The following is a 15628-nucleotide window of genomic DNA, read 5'->3' as shown; positions in this document are numbered from 1 at the left end:
TTAGCTTCATATTAAGTAATGTTAATTTAATATGATTACTATGAGTACTTACACTGTAAATCACATTTTAGATGAGAAGAAAAGAATTTTAGTTCGAGAATTCGCAGGTAGTGTAATAATGGAAGATGTTATCGATGCTTGGAAACAAGATATCAGTAGTGGGATTGTAAATACACAGCTAAAAGGAGTTGTAACCGACTTTACCAACTGTAAGAATAATGCAACGATGAGTGAACTAAGTCAGATATCGGACTTTTATAAAAGTCATTTTGATATTTTTAGACACTTTAAACATGGAGTTGTTTTAGATAGCCCAGGAGTGGCGATATTGTTGATGTTTGAGAATAATTATGCAGATATTAAACATAAAGCTTTTTGTACAAATGAAGCGGCTATGGAATGGGTCAGTCATTAAAATATACTTTCAAAAGCAACCCTCACTAATATTTCTCTTCTATATATTAGAAATTTAATAACTAATTTTTTTAATATGAGAAGTTTTAACGTATTACTACTAGCTATAATAGTTTTATTTTCTTCATGTAACGATAAGGTTGAAGAACCCAATAGCCCTTATGTGCCAATTGAATTAAGTTTGAAGTCTAAAGAATTGGTAAAGTCTTCTAATGTTTTTGGTACTCAAATTTTTAAAGAAGTACTTGAGGTTGAAGATGCTAATAAGAATGTTTTGATTTCACCTTTAAGTGTTTTTCAGGCCTTAGCTATGACCAGAAATGGAGCCAAGGAAACAACTTTGGACGAAATGAATCAAGTATTAGCAGTACAGGATTTTAGTTCAGATGTAAATATATACCAACAAAAATTGGTAAATGCACTTTTAAAAGCAGATAATAAATTTGATTTAGATATTGCCAATAGCATTTGGTATAGAGATGGATTTGAAGTATTGCCAGATTTTATTCAAACCAATCAACAATATTATAATGCAGAAGTGACTGCATTGGATTTCTCTCAAGGTGAAGCGGCCAAGAAAACAATTAACGATTGGGTGGATAAGCAAACCAGAGGGAAAATTCCTGAAATTGTTAAGGAAGTTTCATCAGATCATGTGATGTTTTTAATTAATGCCATCTATTTGTATGGAGAATGGCAAAATTCTTTTGATGCTAAAAATACGAAATCTGAACTATTCTATTCCGAGAGCGGAGAGGAGCAAGATGTAAAAATGATGCATCAGACTAGCTCATTAAGAGTAGGCGGTAATGATATTTTTAGCTCGGTTGAGATGCCTTATGGTAATGGCCATTTTAACATGATGGTTTTACTGCCTAATGAAGGCAAAAAAGTGGCAGATATTGTTGATGCAATGACTGATGAGGCGTGGGATAGTTGGATGCAAAATCTGGTTACAAGCGAAGTGAATCTTTCATTCCCTAAGTTTAAGTTAGAGGCAGAGTATAAATTAAAGAAGCCATTAATGCAAATGGGGATGCCAACAGCATTTACAGGTGCAGCAGATTTTACAGGCATTAATCCAAGAGGAGGTATTGCTATTTCTCAGGTGCGTCATAAAACTTTTATGGAGGTGGATGAAAAAGGAACCGAAGCTGCAGCAGTTACTAGTGTAGAAATAAGAATGACTTCAGCAGATCCTTCGCCAAAGGAATTTGTAGTTAATAAACCATTTGTATTTGCTATCACCGAAAGGGATACCAACACCATATTATTTATGGGTAAGATGATGATGCCTCAGTAACGCTGAGAGTTGAAAAAATATACCCGACAGGTTTTAAAACTTGTCGGGTATAAAAGTATTATAGTTTTTTCGTTGTAATCGTATGACTAGTACTCAACTTTTTTCCTTTTAATAGGCATGGTCATGCATCGGGCACCACCGCCACCACGGGCTAGTTCAGCACCACTAATTGTAATCACATACTTTTCGTAATCAGACAAATTGGTTTTGTTTTCAATCACATCAGAGGCTGGAATTATTTCAAAACCATTGTTGTTCATCTCCTCCATGGTGTAAACATTACGGGCATATCCAATAACTTTACCAGGGCCAACTGCAAAAAAGTTAGCTCCACTATGCCATTGCTCGCGCTCTTGAATCCATATATCTTTTCGTCCTCCGCAGTAAACAGGTTTTAAAGGCATTCCTAAATCATTCAGGCATTTCACCAAATTAGATTGTTTCTCAATATTTTTCACTTTACCATCTTCAATAGAAATTAAAATGGTTTGGAATTTATTAGGTTGCATTATAATCGGGTCGTAAACCATGCATAAATCTCTATCCAGCAAAGTAAAAACCATATCCAAATGAATAAAACTCTCGGGCTTAGAGGGGAGCTGTTGCACCACAATGCTATGCTTGCCTTTATTCTTCATGATTTGTTTCATGATGTAATCAATGCCTTGTGTACTTGTTCTAACACCGGTGCCCACAATTAGTATATCTTCACGGGCGACTAATACATCACCACCTTCAATAGTAATATCTTTTTTATGATGTTTTGAGCTGCCGGGATTAAGCGTGTTGGTTACAAAATGTTTAGAATGATTAAAGATTGCCTCCATCACCATTGATTCTCTTTCGCGCACTTTGTTGGCCATCTTCCCAACTAAAACGTGGTCGTACATGGTCATAGATGCATCCCTAGTAAAAAAGAAATTATGCAACGGACGTAAAGCATTTCTTTCGTCTGATAAAAAGCCAGTCAGCGTATCTTTTTGTAAAGGAACTCCTTCAATAATTTGATTGGCCAATTCCTTTGGAGCTAACTCTAATAAGCTATTTTTAATGGGCTTAACTTCTTCTCTTTTACAAATTTGAGAAACCAAGTTTTCTTTAACTTCAGGTATTTCTAATATCTCACTCAATAAATCCTTTACCTGAAACGTCTGGGTTATTTTACCCAATACTTGACTCAATTGCCTGTATTCTTCTTCGGCAACAGATAAGTTTAAGATATCACTATATAAAGCTCTCTCTGCATTACCAGGAGTCATATTTTCAACTTCGCTACCTGGAGTATGTAAAATTACACCTTCAATTTCTCCAAATTCGGAATGTACACCAATGTTTATAGCCTCGGTCATAAAATCAAGTATTTGTTCATTGAGTACGAAAGTAAATAATCCAAACCCATCAAAAGATGATTTTTTGCAGATGGACTAGCTAATTTTTAAAAGAAACCCATTAAATGGGAAGTAATTCATGAATCTGCGGCAAAGTCCATTTTTCCATTAAGGCCTTTTGGTAAATTTTGGCTCTTTCTTTATCGTTTTGCATTAAAACACCTATTAGTTTTCCATCATTATTTAAATAAAGATGCCTGATGATGCCGTTGTTACTTTCTTTAAGTAATTCGGTATTTTTCTCCTTTGGCAGAAAGGAAAAGAAAAATTGCTCGAATACACTAGTTTTCATTCGAAAAGGCTTTAACTCCAACTCTATTTGGTGACCACAAGCGTTAAGTCCTGCTATCTTACCTTGATGCTCCGCGGCATGCCATAATCCAGTTACTTCAGCTGATGGATGCTCGGCTACATCGCCAGCTGCATAAATATTAGACACTGAACTTTGTAAATACTGATTTACAAGGATGCCTCTATGATGTTTTACCTCAGTTTCTTTTACCAGATGAATGTTAGGAGAATATCCAATGCTTGCTATAATTGCATCGTAAGGATAATTGATGCCATCAATTTGTATGTTATCCTTGCCTAAGTCATCCTGAATATATTTGACCTCCTTCGCATGGAGTACCAGCTTAACTTTAGTTTGAAGAATGGCTTCTTGAATAAAACCAGAAAACTCAGGCGTAAAAAATTGCTGAAGAACCCTGGAGCCTTGGTCTATCAATGTTACCTCTTTACCCATTTTAATTAATTCAGAAGCGGTTTCAACACCTTCAACACCTGCTCCAAAAACTAAAAAGCGTTTTGCTTTGGCAGAGGCTCGTATGATATTTTCCACCTGACGAGCTGTATTCACATGAAAAATATCTTCATCAGCTAAACCTTCAATGGATAATTTTCGCGGACTATTACCTGTTGTTATAATCAATTTATTATATCGCAGATGTCCTCTTTGTAAAAAGGATAATTCGTTTTTCTCTGTATCAATAGCTTCAACGCTGTCATATAATAGTTCAACATGATTGTTAACAAGCCATTCGTGACTGGTAATAGCGAATTCCTCTTTATGAAACCCACTGGCAATATGTTTGTTTACTTGCGTTCTTTTGTAAGGAATGCGGTCTTCATCTGTAATCCAAAGAATACTGCTAGTGGCATCCTCTTCTCGTATGGCTTTAATAGCCGAAAAACCTGCTATTCCGCCGCCTATAATAATAAAATCTTTAACTAACATTTTGGTTTGTTTTTGTCTGGTGCGATAAATACTATTAACTATATAAGGTTTCGTAACACCATTTAGTTTAAATTAAAGCTTATTCATAAAAAGAAAATAAACATTTTGAGCCGAGCTATGTTTTTTCATCGTACTTTTGCAACTCAATGAAAAAGGCCAAAATTTATATATCGATTCTGTTTGCGTTGATATTCGTTTTTCCAAGCGTATATCAGGCAGGTCACGTCGTACATAAGCATTGGCAAAAATCAGAGGTACACCATTGCAGTTGTAAGCACGATGTTGTACCAGCTGGTAAAGTGAGTTTTACTTACCCGCAAAAAACGGAAGAAGCTTGTGCAGTCTGTGAGTTCGAATTTGCCGTTTTTAATAGTGCAAATCACTCCGTTTTACAAGGTGTTGCTTTTAATTACTTCGATATAGATTATCCGCTTGTACAAAATTTTGTATCGGATAAACATATTTTCATTATAAAACTTAGGGGACCACCCTATCATCTCTTCACGTGATTCTTTTTAAGTTTATCCATTCCGCGATAAGCTATTCTATTTATGCTTAATACAAGTTATTGTGAAGAAGTACATGATCATGTGCTTACTAATATCGTTTTGTTCGGTAGTTAGTAATGCGCAGTTGTACACTGTTACCGGTAAAGTACTGGATGAAAAAGGTATTCCCTTACCGGGATGTCATGTTCATTATCAAGATAAATGTAGTGTAACAGATTTAGAAGGTCTTTTTATTCACGAGGTGAATGAAGGGAATATACATATTATATTTTCCTTTATTGGCTATGATAAAAAAGATACTTCGTTTGTGGTTACACACGATGTTGATATGAATGTGCAGCTAGTTTCAGAAAATCAATTAATCAACGAAATTGCTGTTGTTGGCACAGGTATCAGTACCACCAAATCTAAGAAAAATGAGGTGGTAGATGCCAGCTTTATGCGCAAAAATCAAACCGGAACTTTTATTAAATCCATCGAACGTATTGCAGGTGTTAATGCCATGGATATAGGAGCAACATCTTCTAAGCCAATTATACGTGGTATGGGGTTTAATAGGGTTGTGGTGAGTGAAAATGGCGTAAAGCAAGAAGGCCAGCAATGGGGAGCAGACCATGGGCTGGAACTAGATCCGTTTAGCATTGAAACCGCCGAGGTGGTTAAAGGTGCTTCGGGACTTGAATACGGAAGCGATGCTATTGGAGGATATATTAATGTCACCAATAACAAAGTACCCGTTAAAAATTCCTTGTCGGGAGAAGCCAGTTTGTTGGCCAAATCGGTAAACGATACCTATGGCGGTTCTGTGTTTTTGCAAGGTCGTAAGGAGAAGACCTTTTTTAAGCTGCGTCTTTCTGCCTTGGATTTTGGAGATTATAGAGTACCTACTGACCAGATAGTTTATTTGAGTCAAAAGATGCCTATTTACAATAACCGATTGAAAAATACTGCGGGTAACGAAAAGGATTTTTCTGCTTTAGTAGGCCGTGTCAGCGACAAGTATAAAACAACATTGTCAGTGAGTAATGTCAATCAAAAGTCGGGCTTTTTTCCTGGGGCACATGGTATACCAGATAATGATAGAGTGAAACATGATGGCGATTATCGCAACGTGGATTATCCTTATCAAAAGGCCAATCACTTTAAAGTGTTGAGCCAAACCAAGTTGTTTTTACCGCAAGGTCATGCCATATTAGATTTAGGTTTTCAGGATAATAAGAGGCAGGAATGGAGTGCATTTCATACGCATTATCCTAATCAACCTATACCTGATGTGGATGAGAATCTGGAACTTGATTTTCGTTTAAAAACCTATAGTGCCAATTTAAAATATCAAGTAAATACGCAGCCTTTGGGTAAATTAAGTGCTGGTCTTCAATATCAATTAAAAGATAATGATGTGGCTGGTTACAATTATTTTTTGCCCCAATATGATGCGTATAGTGTGGGTGCATTTGCTCAAGTAGAGAAGAAAATTACCGATAAGCTAAAGCTGAATGGTGGTATTCGCTACGACCAGAGCAATGTGAAAACACTAGGTTATTTTGATGAGGTGCTGTACGATTATTTTATTTCTAGAGGAGATAGTGAGGAGGATGCTATAGCCTATGCACAGCGAAGCTATGATTTAGATAAAGATTTTGGCGACATAAGCTGGTTGGTGGGTTTGGTGTATAAACCCAATGATGCCATTATTGCCCGTATGAATGTGGGTAAGGCATTTAGAATGCCAACGGCTATTGAGCTGGGCGCTAACGGAATTCATCATGGATCTTTTAGGCATGAGATGGGCGATAGTACTCTGAATTCAGAAAAGGGCTATTATTTAGATGGCAATATCGAATTTAAGACTAGAGGCTGGGAGATTGAGTTGAGCCCTTACATGTATTACTTCACTAATTACTTGTATTTACAACCTACTGGTGAGTTTAGTCAGCTACCACATGGCGGACAAATATATCGCTATTCGCAAACCGAGGCTTTATTGTCGGGGCTTGAGTTTAGCGTATATAAAAGTTGGTTTAATGATAAGGTGGGGTCGTTGGTTACTTTAGAATACATCTATAATAAGAGGATTTCTGAGGATGAATCGCAGCGATATCCTTTGCCATTTACACCACCTTTTAATGGTTTTGTTGAGTTGGATTACAAGCTGACCAATGGTAATAGTAGATGGAGTAATTCCAGACTATTTGTAAATAGCAGGTTTGCTTCGGCACAAAATAGAATATCGAATAATGAAGAGCTTACAGATGGTTATGTCATTTTTGGAGGTGGTATTTCTTCAGATTTGGCCTTGGGTAGTCATAAACTAGAACTAACCCTGCAAGCCAGCAATATTTTTAATACCAAATATTATAACCACGTTAGTTTTTACCGACAAGTAGAAATACCTGAGCCTGGTAGAAACTTTCAATTATTAGTAAAAGTGCCTTTTTAAATAAAAATAGTAGTTAGCTATTCGTTTTTAGTAGGAGGTAATCATTAAAATTTTTAACGAATAAATAAAAATCAAAATGAAAAAGTCATTCATCATATTAGCAGCCATTTTTATGGCATTATCATCATGTACAAAAGATGAGGTAGATACTAAAAAACCAGAAATAGATGTTGTTAGTCCTGAAGAAGATGATCACTTTCATCCTGGAGATAAGATTCACTTTGTATGTAATTTCTCTGATGATACAGAATTAGCCAATTATAAAATTGATATCCATTTTAATTCAGATGGTCATGAGCACAGTGCACAACTAAAATCAGGTGTGGTGGATGATCATGGCCATGAGGGGCACCCTTGGGACTATGATTATGATGGGACATTTGAAGAAGGTAAAATGTCCGTTAAGGTAGATATGGAAATTCAAATTCCAACAGAAATAGACCATGATGGGGAAATGGAAGAAGTGGCAGAAGGGGAATACCACTTTGGAATTTATTGTTTAGATAAAGCCGGAAACCAACAGGTAGAGTTCATTAAAATTGCTATTGAGCACGACGATCACTAGAAGATAGTTTATCAAGTAATAAAGTCGAAAGTCGCTATAGAATTGAGAAAGGGAGGACGTTGGTTCTTCCTTTTTTAGTTTCAGGAGGAAATTAAACGCAGAGAAGAATTGGGTGCATTGAAGTCGCTTGGCATAGTTTGAGCGGAAAGATTAAGTTATTGACTAAATTCATTTGAGAAGGCGCAGAGTACGCTGAGATGTTTTGGCTACGCTAAAATATGCTGGGTTCGGGATTTCGATTCTCAATATGCCGTCCATTCTTTTTTGGTTTATTACGCAGTTAAAACCCTTTGCGCCCTCTGCGCTTCTCAAGGGGTACATATTAATGGGCTTATGCTAGTCTCATAAATATTTACCATAGCTGAGAGTTGAAATTGGATTTCTCTTTGCGTTTAAATACAATTGTGTTTATCTCCACTTTGGCATAATACAAAGCGATGCTTATATTTGAGCATCTAACTATATAAGTACATGCAGCATATTTCAGCACCTATATTATTATTGAATCCAGCTATTTGCAAAGCCAATATTCAGCGAATGGCCGCTCGGGTAAAATTGTGGAAAGGCGATTTTAGACCCCACTTTAAAACACACCAGTCGGCTGAGGTGAGTGAGTGGCTGAGGGAAGCAGGAGTAGAACGAATTACAGTATCCTCCTTAAAAATGGCGGAGTACTTTGCTCAGCATGGTTGGAGCGATATTACGGTAGCTCTTTCTGTTACTAAATTACAAGCGCAGGTAATTGATCAGTTAGCTTCTAACATCAATTTAAATATTGTGGTGGAGGATATGGAAAGCATCCATGCATTGGAGGGCTGTTTAAATAATCCAGTGGGTGTTTTTATAAAAGCCGATACTGGTTATCACAGAACAGGCGTTGATGCGGATGATTTAGTGCTGATGAAAAAGTTACTTACACCATTGCAAGAAGCCAAAAAACTTATTTTCATGGGCTTTTTAACCCATGCAGGCAATACTTATTATGCACGTAATCAGCAACAGTTAGATGACATTGTAAAGCCCGCTTTAGAAAAAACGTTGGCGCTGAAAACCTTTTTAAAAGATCATTTTCCGTTGATGCAATTGTCGTGGGGCGATACGCCAAGTTGCTCTATGTACAATGATTTTTATGGCTTGGATGAATATCGTCCAGGTAACTTTGTGTTTTACGATTACACCCAAACGCAAATAGGTAGTTGCACCTTAAAAGATGTGGCTGTTTGTATGGCAGCACCGGTTATTGCTACTCATCCCGAAAGGAATGAAATAGTATTACATGCAGGCGCCGTACATCTATCCAAAGATAATATTAAACTTTCTGACGGTACTATTTCTTTTGGTAAGGTGGTTAAGTTAAGTGGTTTAACATGGAATATTGAAGAAGAGATAGGAGAAATTAAATCCTTATCGCAGGAACACGGCATAGTTTCTGTAAATAACAATATATTGCAGCACATTAAACCAGGAGATGTAGTGGGGATAATTCCCGTTCATTCTTGTTTAACGGCCAATTTAATGAAGCAATTTTTAAGTACGGATGGTAACCTTATCGAAATGATGAAGTAATACTATCTGAATACAATAAACACAGTACCCAAAAAACCTTTATATGAAGAATTTTATACTTCTTATTTCACTTGTATTGTTAATGGCTGGTTGCGCCAGTAAACGATTTGTAAAAAAAGCTACCGAGCTAGAAAACTCAGGCTTGTATTTAGATGCAGCCAATAACTACTACAACTCATTACAAAAAAACATCAATAATATAGATGCCAAGCTGGGACTTCAGCGCACTGGGCAATTGGTGTTGGATGATAAAATTGATGATTTTAAAACTAAATATCAAAGTGGTATTGCTAAGGATGCAGTATATTCTTTTAGAGATGCCGAAGCTTATATTAAGAAGTTGAAGGGAGTGGGAATTCAACTTTTATTTCCTGAGGAGCAAAGAAGTTATTATAACGAGATGGAAGATAATTATTTAACTAAGCTTTATGGAGAGGCGGTAAAAGCCTTGAACTTGGAACAATTTACTACTTCCGAAAAGCAGTTTTCTGAGATTCTGTCTATCAACAATAATTATAAGGATGCCAAAAGTAAATGGAAGATTGCTAAGTACGAACCGATATACCGCAGTGGAAACGAAATGATGGAAAATCAGATGTATCGTTCGGCATATTTTACTTTTAAGGGAATTGTAGATCAGGTGCAGATATATGAAAATAGTCTGGATTTAATGAATACCTCTTTGGATAAAGCTAAGGTAACCATGTATGTATCGGCCGTGAATACCAATTACTCAGGTTATAGAACCACAGCAGCACAGTTAAACAGTAAGGTGATAAACGGTATTAATGGTATTAAATCGCCTTTGTACGAGGTAGTGGGTACCGGAACGGCCACCCAAAAAAGCAGTAATGTTTTTGGTAAGGCATTTCAATACGACAGAACCAAAGGTGTGGCTAATGCCGAGGCTCGACCTAAATCGAAGGCCGTATTTGAGTCGATGTTGCATAAGTACAGCAAGAGTGCGGGTAACCTACAGAAAACCGAAAAACGTGGTTTTATTAAAAGAACAATAGAATATAAGGACAAGGAAACAGGTTTAATGAAAACCAAAGTGGTGTACGATAAGGTTAGATATTACGAGTATAAACTAACCCGAAGAGTATACTTATCATTGGCTTATTCCTTAAAAAGAACCGATAGAGATGAGCTGGCTATTTCCGATTCGTACAACAACGAAGAAGTGGAGCGATTGAGTTATGCCAAGTTTGATGGTGATTATAAAAAGGTGATTCCAGGTTATTGGAAGTATTCGAGCAAGGATAGCGATGAGGATGAGGTGTACGATAGTGCGAGCTCTATCAGTGCTTTAAAAGAAAAGTTTGAAGCCAACAAAACACCACGTTCGTTAACCGATATGGAAAACGACTTGATGTCGGATTGTGTATCGCAAATCACCAAACAAATTCAGAATTATAAACCAGAGAATTAATTGTATATGCGCATTGCCATTGTTTTACTTTTAGCCACCTTACTAGCGGCCTGTTCTGGTGCCAAAAAACAGGCCGAATTATTGGAGCAAACCAAACCTGCATGGTTAAAGGAGCGTCCTGTAAATCCAGATTATTATTACGGAATTGGTATCACCTCAAAGGTAGGTTCGCCTACTTTTTACGAGGATAAAGCCAAGGATCGCGCTTTAGCAGATATATCGAGTCAGATTAATTCTACCATTAAATCCGAAGCTATGTTTTATCAGGTTGAGGATAAACAAGGCGTGCATGAGTATTTACAAAATCGTATTAAATCAACCTCGGCCCAATATTTAGAAGGCTACGAGTATATTGAGAAGTGGGAAGATTTATCTAATGTATATGTGTACTATCGATTATCGAAACAAAAGTATAAAGAGGTTAAGGCACAGCGTAAGTCCGAAGCCATAAAACTGGCCCTGGAGGATTATGTGGGCGGGGTAGAGCTGCAAGAGCATGGCCGACATATTGCCGCCATTGAGCATTATGCCAAAGCCATCGACGCTTTAAGCGGATACTTAAACGAATCGACCACGGCTGAGGTAAAGGGTAAAGTGGTTAATTTAGCCTTGGAATCCAGCAAACGAATAAATGAAATTATTCACTCATTTCGTATTTCATCCAATACACAAAACTTAAGTGCTGATAACTTTTTTCTGATTAATGATGATAAGCAAGTTACAGTAACTAATTGCCCGGTTCGTTTAAAATATTCGGGTGGATATTTAGTGCAGGATAAGATAAAAACAGATGATAGAGGTCGCCTGGCCATGCCTAATTTACCTACTAGCAATGGCGGTAAGCATACCTTGCGAGTGAGTATAGATCTTGTAAGCCTAGGCCGACAAGTCACCCGTAATTTATATGTGCGCAAAATTATTGAGCAGCAAAAAGCAGCGGAGATAGTTGTTGGGAAATAGGGGTAAAGGGTTGAAAAGGTGTAAAGGTTTAAGGTTTTAGAGGGGATTTTTCCAGATTTTATCGAACATTTACACTGCAAACTCAATACTCTATCTTGAAAAATGGGTACTGCAGCCTACAAAAGATATAAGTTGGCCTACAAACTCATTTCTTTTTGTCTACGAAATTACTACTTAAAGCTGCCAAATGATTGCTTAAACATGCAAAGTCATTACACGAGCCTACAAAATGATTGTACATAATTACAAGGTCTATGTTTTTGGCCTGCAAACTCATTGGTATATGCTACAAAGTGACTGCTGATGCCTACAAAATTATATATAAAAGCTACAAACTAAATAATAGTGACGAAGAAATGAATTGTTGAGGAAATAAATAGACTTAGTTGCCCTGCAAACAGAAATATTAGTTCTGCAAAATGACTTATTTATCTTACAAAATGACTATTTGATGTTGTTGTGGTATTGCGTTGAAATGTATGTAAGTTCTTAATTATATTATGTGGATAATTTACTTATATGGATTAATTATGAATTAGTTAAGAGATTTGTATTTAATAAAATAATTGTACTACATTTATTATAGTTTAATCAAAACCGAAATAATTATGAAGTCTTTTAGCAAACTTACCATTGATGAAAAAATTTCTTCAGTAGAAACAAAAGCCAAAAACAGCCTAGCTAACCCTGAAATTCTAGAAAAATTAAGCCTGTTTAATGTAAATGAAGAGTATGTTGCCCAAACGCTAACTTGTGCTTTAACGGCACGTTCTGCCAGCCAACAACAAGAAAAGGAGTATAGCGAAAAGCTTACTGCTACCGATAGGCGCGATGCTGCGTTAGAGGAGGTAGAGCTAATTTACGATGATACGATGCAACTGGCGCGTATGGTAATGGTAAATGCCAACTTTGATACCGCTTTAAAAATTGGAATTCAGCTGCCTGCTGCAATAGGTAAAAAGATTGAGCGATTACGTTCTTTTTATGCTGGCATAACTACAGATGTCAATTTACTTCCTTTACTTACTCGTTTTAACAGGGGTATTGAAGTATTGCAAACCGAACAGCAAAAAGTAGAGGAGCTAGCTGAGCTACAACGCCTGCAAGTACAAGAAAAAGGAGAAGCTCAAGCTGCTACACAAGAACGAAACGAAGCCTTGGAAGTTATGATTGAGCGTAACCGTGAGTTTACAACCCTACTAAAAATTGCCCTGGGCAAACGCAACGACCTACTGGAGAGTGTAGGCATTTTTGTGAGGAGTTAATAAAGCATTTAGGCCACCGAGAGGTGGCCTTTTTTTAGTATAACAGCGTGAAACTCTAGCTTTGAAAGATTTAATTAATCCTAAAAAAAACATTTTAGGGGTAAGTAAAAGAAAAATAACAACACCTTAGCTTGTTTTACTCTAGGGAGTTAGGGCACAATTATGCAAAAACTAAGTAAACATTAATGATTATTTGATAGTATGGAAAAATTATATGTAAAATCATTTGCAGAATTTCATGAAACTATATCATTATTTAGTAGCAATAGAACACATTTTAGAGGACAAAATGATGTTAAATATAAGCTGATTCCACAAGTAGGAAGAGATAACTATCATAAAGTAATTACAGGTGATAAAAACATTGATGAAAAAATAATATTTGAAAGTTGGAAAAGGTATGCTGTAAATTTCATTGACAAAAAACCAGAAAATGATTGGGATTGGTTAGCTTTAGCTCAGCATCATGGTTTGGTAACAAGACTTTTAGATTGGACAAAGAATCCTTTAGTAGCTCTTTTTTTTGCATTACTAGGGAATAATGGAAATAAGGATAGTGCTGTCTTTGTTCTTGAATCTAAGAACACTGTAAAACACGACATGATTGGTCCGTTTGAAGTAGATTTTTCATCTGTATATTACCCACAAGGTATTACTTCAAGAATATTAAGTCAAAGAGGTGTTTTTACATTTAGCCATAAGCCTAATGTTCCTTTAGAAGAACTTATTGAAGACAGTGGAAATATGAAAAAGATAATAATTGCTAAAGAAGGGCTTAGTGAAATTAGTAAATCTTTAGAGTTGTATGGTGTGAATGAATTAAGTATTTATCAAGACTTAGACCATATGTCTACGTACTTAAATCGTTTTGTAGAGAATTTGGGAGTTCTGCCAAATGTCGTTAGATAACAGTGCCCAACAAAAAATAAAGGTCATAGGCTGTTAGCAGAAATCTGGGAGTTTTGCTCCGTTTAATAATTTCGCCGAAACTTTTGTTTCGGCTAGTGAAAAGAATAAATATATAACCAAAACCTTAGTTACGGCTCTGTGGGCTTTTGGAGGTTGGATTTTCAAATCAGCTTACAACCCCTTATTGTTAGCGTTGGCAACCATAGAAAAAAAAGAGACATTGAAGAATAAGACTAGAAATATTATTGGAATAGTACTCTGTATATTAAGTATTTCAATCTTGATTTACCTTTTCCCTTTGACAAAGTTGTTAATTGTAATTCCTACTACTCTCTTTTTTGTCTCGTTAAAATTAAAGAAATGGATTTGGACAATAGTTCTTAATACTTTGACAATTTTACCTTTATTAATCATTCTGATTGGATTAAAATTCCCAACTAATAAACAGGTTGTCATTAATTCAGAAATTAGATATCAAATACTTGATTTCGGACAAGGTGATTACATCCGCAACGCAATTGAATCCAAACTTGGGAATAAACGAGTATTTTTAGCAGACACAGTCAACGGAATAAAGTGGTTATATGTAAAAGAAAGTGATTTTAAGAAACTTTGGCCGGAACTACCGTTTGAAATGCGGAAAAAACAATATACTATAAAAGCAACTTTTAAAACATATGAGTTATGGAATGGAAATTGCTCAAATGCGATATTAATTAACGTGCAGCAAATTGATGGAAATCCCAAAATTACAAAATAAACTACGGATGCCAGCAAACCGCAATTAAGCATATGGAGTCTGACTCATTTTGTAAGTTTTATAGCTTCGGCAACCAACGCCAAATCGTTAATTTGGCTTTAGAAATGAAAAGATAAAAACAAATAAAAGATTTGGCTCAGTGGAGTTTTAATAGGTATGGTTCGTTAAATTGCCATACGCTTCATACGGCAGGCTGTTCGAACATCAGGGTGAAATTGCATTAAGAACCAATAAAATAAGATTGATTATGAGAATATTAGTAGTTTTGATTTTAACAGTAGGAATAAGTGTTTCTACTTTTTCCCAAAAGTCGGTAGTAATAAAAGGAAAAACAAAGTATGACTTAGATTATTACTTTGATAAAAACAAAGATTCTAAAATGACAATGAATAAAGTAAATGGATTTTATGAATTGACAATCCCAAAGAAGAAAAAATATGAAACAGTCACATTAATGGAAAACGGAGATGATATGTGTGACCAGAAAATAAATATTAGTAAACTTTTTGAGTATGCTAAAATTACTAAGACAGATACAATTATTAACGATGCAACATATATAAGCTCATGCTTGAGAATGGATATGATGGCACCACCAGAATATGAAAACTTTGTAGGCAAATGGGAAAATGTTGATTTTGAGATGTATATTTATACGGATGGAGAATTTTACCTGAAATATAAGGAAGAGAGCGTTTCTTTTCAAAGAGAAGGATCGTCTAAAATTACGGGAGCAAATCTTATATTACTCAAAACACGGTCGATAAAAAATAATCTTACAGGAACATATGCCGATGATACAGAAACAATTGAATTTGTTTTTAAGGATGGATTTTTATATTCAGAAAAACTTGATGTTAGATTAAAACAAGAATAACTA

At 35.8% G+C, this 15628-nt stretch carries 14 protein-coding genes; 12 read left to right on the top strand and 2 right to left on the bottom strand.

What is annotated here, in order from left to right:
• The first annotated feature begins 40 nt into the window (after positions 1-40).
• Both A8L32_RS18650 and A8L32_RS18645 read left to right on the top strand, forming a co-directional pair.
• A complete protein-coding gene (locus A8L32_RS18650; protein WP_075591205.1) occupies positions 41-415 on the top strand; it encodes a hypothetical protein in 375 nt (124 codons plus the stop codon).
• Positions 416-490: 75 nt separating this feature from the next.
• On the top strand, positions 491-1717 hold the full coding sequence (locus A8L32_RS18645) for a serpin family protein (RefSeq protein ID WP_075591204.1): 1227 nt from the start codon (positions 491-493) through the stop codon (positions 1715-1717).
• Positions 1718-1803: 86 nt separating this feature from the next.
• Here A8L32_RS18645 and A8L32_RS18640 read toward each other — a convergent pair whose 3' ends face one another.
• The gene (locus tag A8L32_RS18640; protein WP_075591203.1) at positions 1804-3066 is read right to left on the bottom strand and encodes an arginine deiminase; all 1263 of its coding nucleotides are present in this window, start codon (positions 3064-3066) and stop codon (positions 1804-1806) included.
• Positions 3067-3166: 100 nt separating this feature from the next.
• Positions 3167-4342: an NAD(P)/FAD-dependent oxidoreductase gene (locus tag A8L32_RS18635; protein ID WP_075591202.1), complete on the bottom strand. Its 1176-nt coding sequence runs from the start codon at positions 4340-4342 to the stop codon at positions 3167-3169.
• 146 nt (positions 4343-4488) lie between these two features.
• On the opposite strand from A8L32_RS18635, the gene A8L32_RS18630 reads away from it, so the two are divergent.
• From A8L32_RS18630 to A8L32_RS18585, 10 genes are all read left to right on the top strand, one after another.
• On the top strand, positions 4489-4851 hold the full coding sequence (locus A8L32_RS18630; RefSeq protein WP_075591201.1) for a hypothetical protein: 363 nt from the start codon (positions 4489-4491) through the stop codon (positions 4849-4851).
• Between the two features lie 61 nt (positions 4852-4912).
• Positions 4913-7291, top strand: a complete 2379-nt coding sequence (locus tag A8L32_RS18625; protein ID WP_143525165.1) for a TonB-dependent receptor — start codon at positions 4913-4915, stop codon at positions 7289-7291.
• 76 nt (positions 7292-7367) lie between these two features.
• Positions 7368-7856, top strand: a complete 489-nt coding sequence (locus A8L32_RS18620; protein WP_075591199.1) for a DUF4625 domain-containing protein — start codon at positions 7368-7370, stop codon at positions 7854-7856.
• Positions 7857-8327: 471 nt separating this feature from the next.
• Positions 8328-9422: an alanine racemase gene (locus A8L32_RS18615; RefSeq protein WP_075591198.1), complete on the top strand. Its 1095-nt coding sequence runs from the start codon at positions 8328-8330 to the stop codon at positions 9420-9422.
• A 43-nt stretch (positions 9423-9465) separates the two neighbouring features.
• On the top strand, positions 9466-10854 hold the full coding sequence (locus tag A8L32_RS18610) for a hypothetical protein (protein WP_075591197.1): 1389 nt from the start codon (positions 9466-9468) through the stop codon (positions 10852-10854).
• A gap of 6 nt (positions 10855-10860) precedes the next feature.
• Complete coding sequence (locus A8L32_RS18605) at positions 10861-11814, top strand: LPP20 family lipoprotein (RefSeq protein ID WP_075591196.1); 954 nt, start codon at positions 10861-10863, stop codon at positions 11812-11814.
• A 608-nt stretch (positions 11815-12422) separates the two neighbouring features.
• Positions 12423-13079, top strand: a complete 657-nt coding sequence (locus A8L32_RS18600) for a hypothetical protein (RefSeq protein ID WP_075591195.1) — start codon at positions 12423-12425, stop codon at positions 13077-13079.
• A 201-nt stretch (positions 13080-13280) separates the two neighbouring features.
• Positions 13281-13988: an FRG domain-containing protein gene (locus tag A8L32_RS18595; RefSeq protein ID WP_075591194.1), complete on the top strand. Its 708-nt coding sequence runs from the start codon at positions 13281-13283 to the stop codon at positions 13986-13988.
• Between the two features lie 220 nt (positions 13989-14208).
• Positions 14209-14748 carry a hypothetical protein gene (locus tag A8L32_RS18590; protein WP_143525164.1) on the top strand — a complete coding sequence of 180 codons (540 nt, stop codon included), beginning with the start codon at positions 14209-14211 and terminating at the stop codon, positions 14746-14748.
• A gap of 247 nt (positions 14749-14995) precedes the next feature.
• Positions 14996-15625 carry a hypothetical protein gene (locus A8L32_RS18585; RefSeq protein ID WP_075591192.1) on the top strand — a complete coding sequence of 210 codons (630 nt, stop codon included), beginning with the start codon at positions 14996-14998 and terminating at the stop codon, positions 15623-15625.
• Positions 15626-15628: the final 3 nt, after the last annotated feature.

This window comes from Labilibacter marinus (assembly GCF_001659685.2).
GTDB classification, from domain to species: domain Bacteria; phylum Bacteroidota; class Bacteroidia; order Bacteroidales; family Marinilabiliaceae; genus Saccharicrinis; species Saccharicrinis marinus.
The sequence above is the reverse complement of the archived record's forward strand: the minus strand, read 5'-3'. Positions and strand labels throughout refer to the sequence as shown.

Coding starts and splice junctions, on each gene's coding strand:
- A8L32_RS18630 (WP_075591201.1), top strand. CDS start 4,489: ATGAAAAAGGCCAAAATTTATATATCGATTCTGTTTGCGTTGATATTC.
- A8L32_RS18600 (WP_075591195.1), top strand. CDS start 12,423: ATGAAGTCTTTTAGCAAACTTACCATTGATGAAAAAATTTCTTCAGTA.
- A8L32_RS18650 (WP_075591205.1), top strand. CDS start 41: ATGAGTACTTACACTGTAAATCACATTTTAGATGAGAAGAAAAGAATT.
- A8L32_RS18640 (WP_075591203.1), bottom strand. CDS start 3,066: ATGACCGAGGCTATAAACATTGGTGTACATTCCGAATTTGGAGAAATT.
- A8L32_RS18635 (WP_075591202.1), bottom strand. CDS start 4,342: ATGTTAGTTAAAGATTTTATTATTATAGGCGGCGGAATAGCAGGTTTT.
- A8L32_RS18645 (WP_075591204.1), top strand. CDS start 491: ATGAGAAGTTTTAACGTATTACTACTAGCTATAATAGTTTTATTTTCT.
- A8L32_RS18610 (WP_075591197.1), top strand. CDS start 9,466: ATGAAGAATTTTATACTTCTTATTTCACTTGTATTGTTAATGGCTGGT.
- A8L32_RS18615 (WP_075591198.1), top strand. CDS start 8,328: ATGCAGCATATTTCAGCACCTATATTATTATTGAATCCAGCTATTTGC.
- A8L32_RS18585 (WP_075591192.1), top strand. CDS start 14,996: ATGAGAATATTAGTAGTTTTGATTTTAACAGTAGGAATAAGTGTTTCT.
- A8L32_RS18620 (WP_075591199.1), top strand. CDS start 7,368: ATGAAAAAGTCATTCATCATATTAGCAGCCATTTTTATGGCATTATCA.
- A8L32_RS18595 (WP_075591194.1), top strand. CDS start 13,281: ATGGAAAAATTATATGTAAAATCATTTGCAGAATTTCATGAAACTATA.
- A8L32_RS18605 (WP_075591196.1), top strand. CDS start 10,861: ATGCGCATTGCCATTGTTTTACTTTTAGCCACCTTACTAGCGGCCTGT.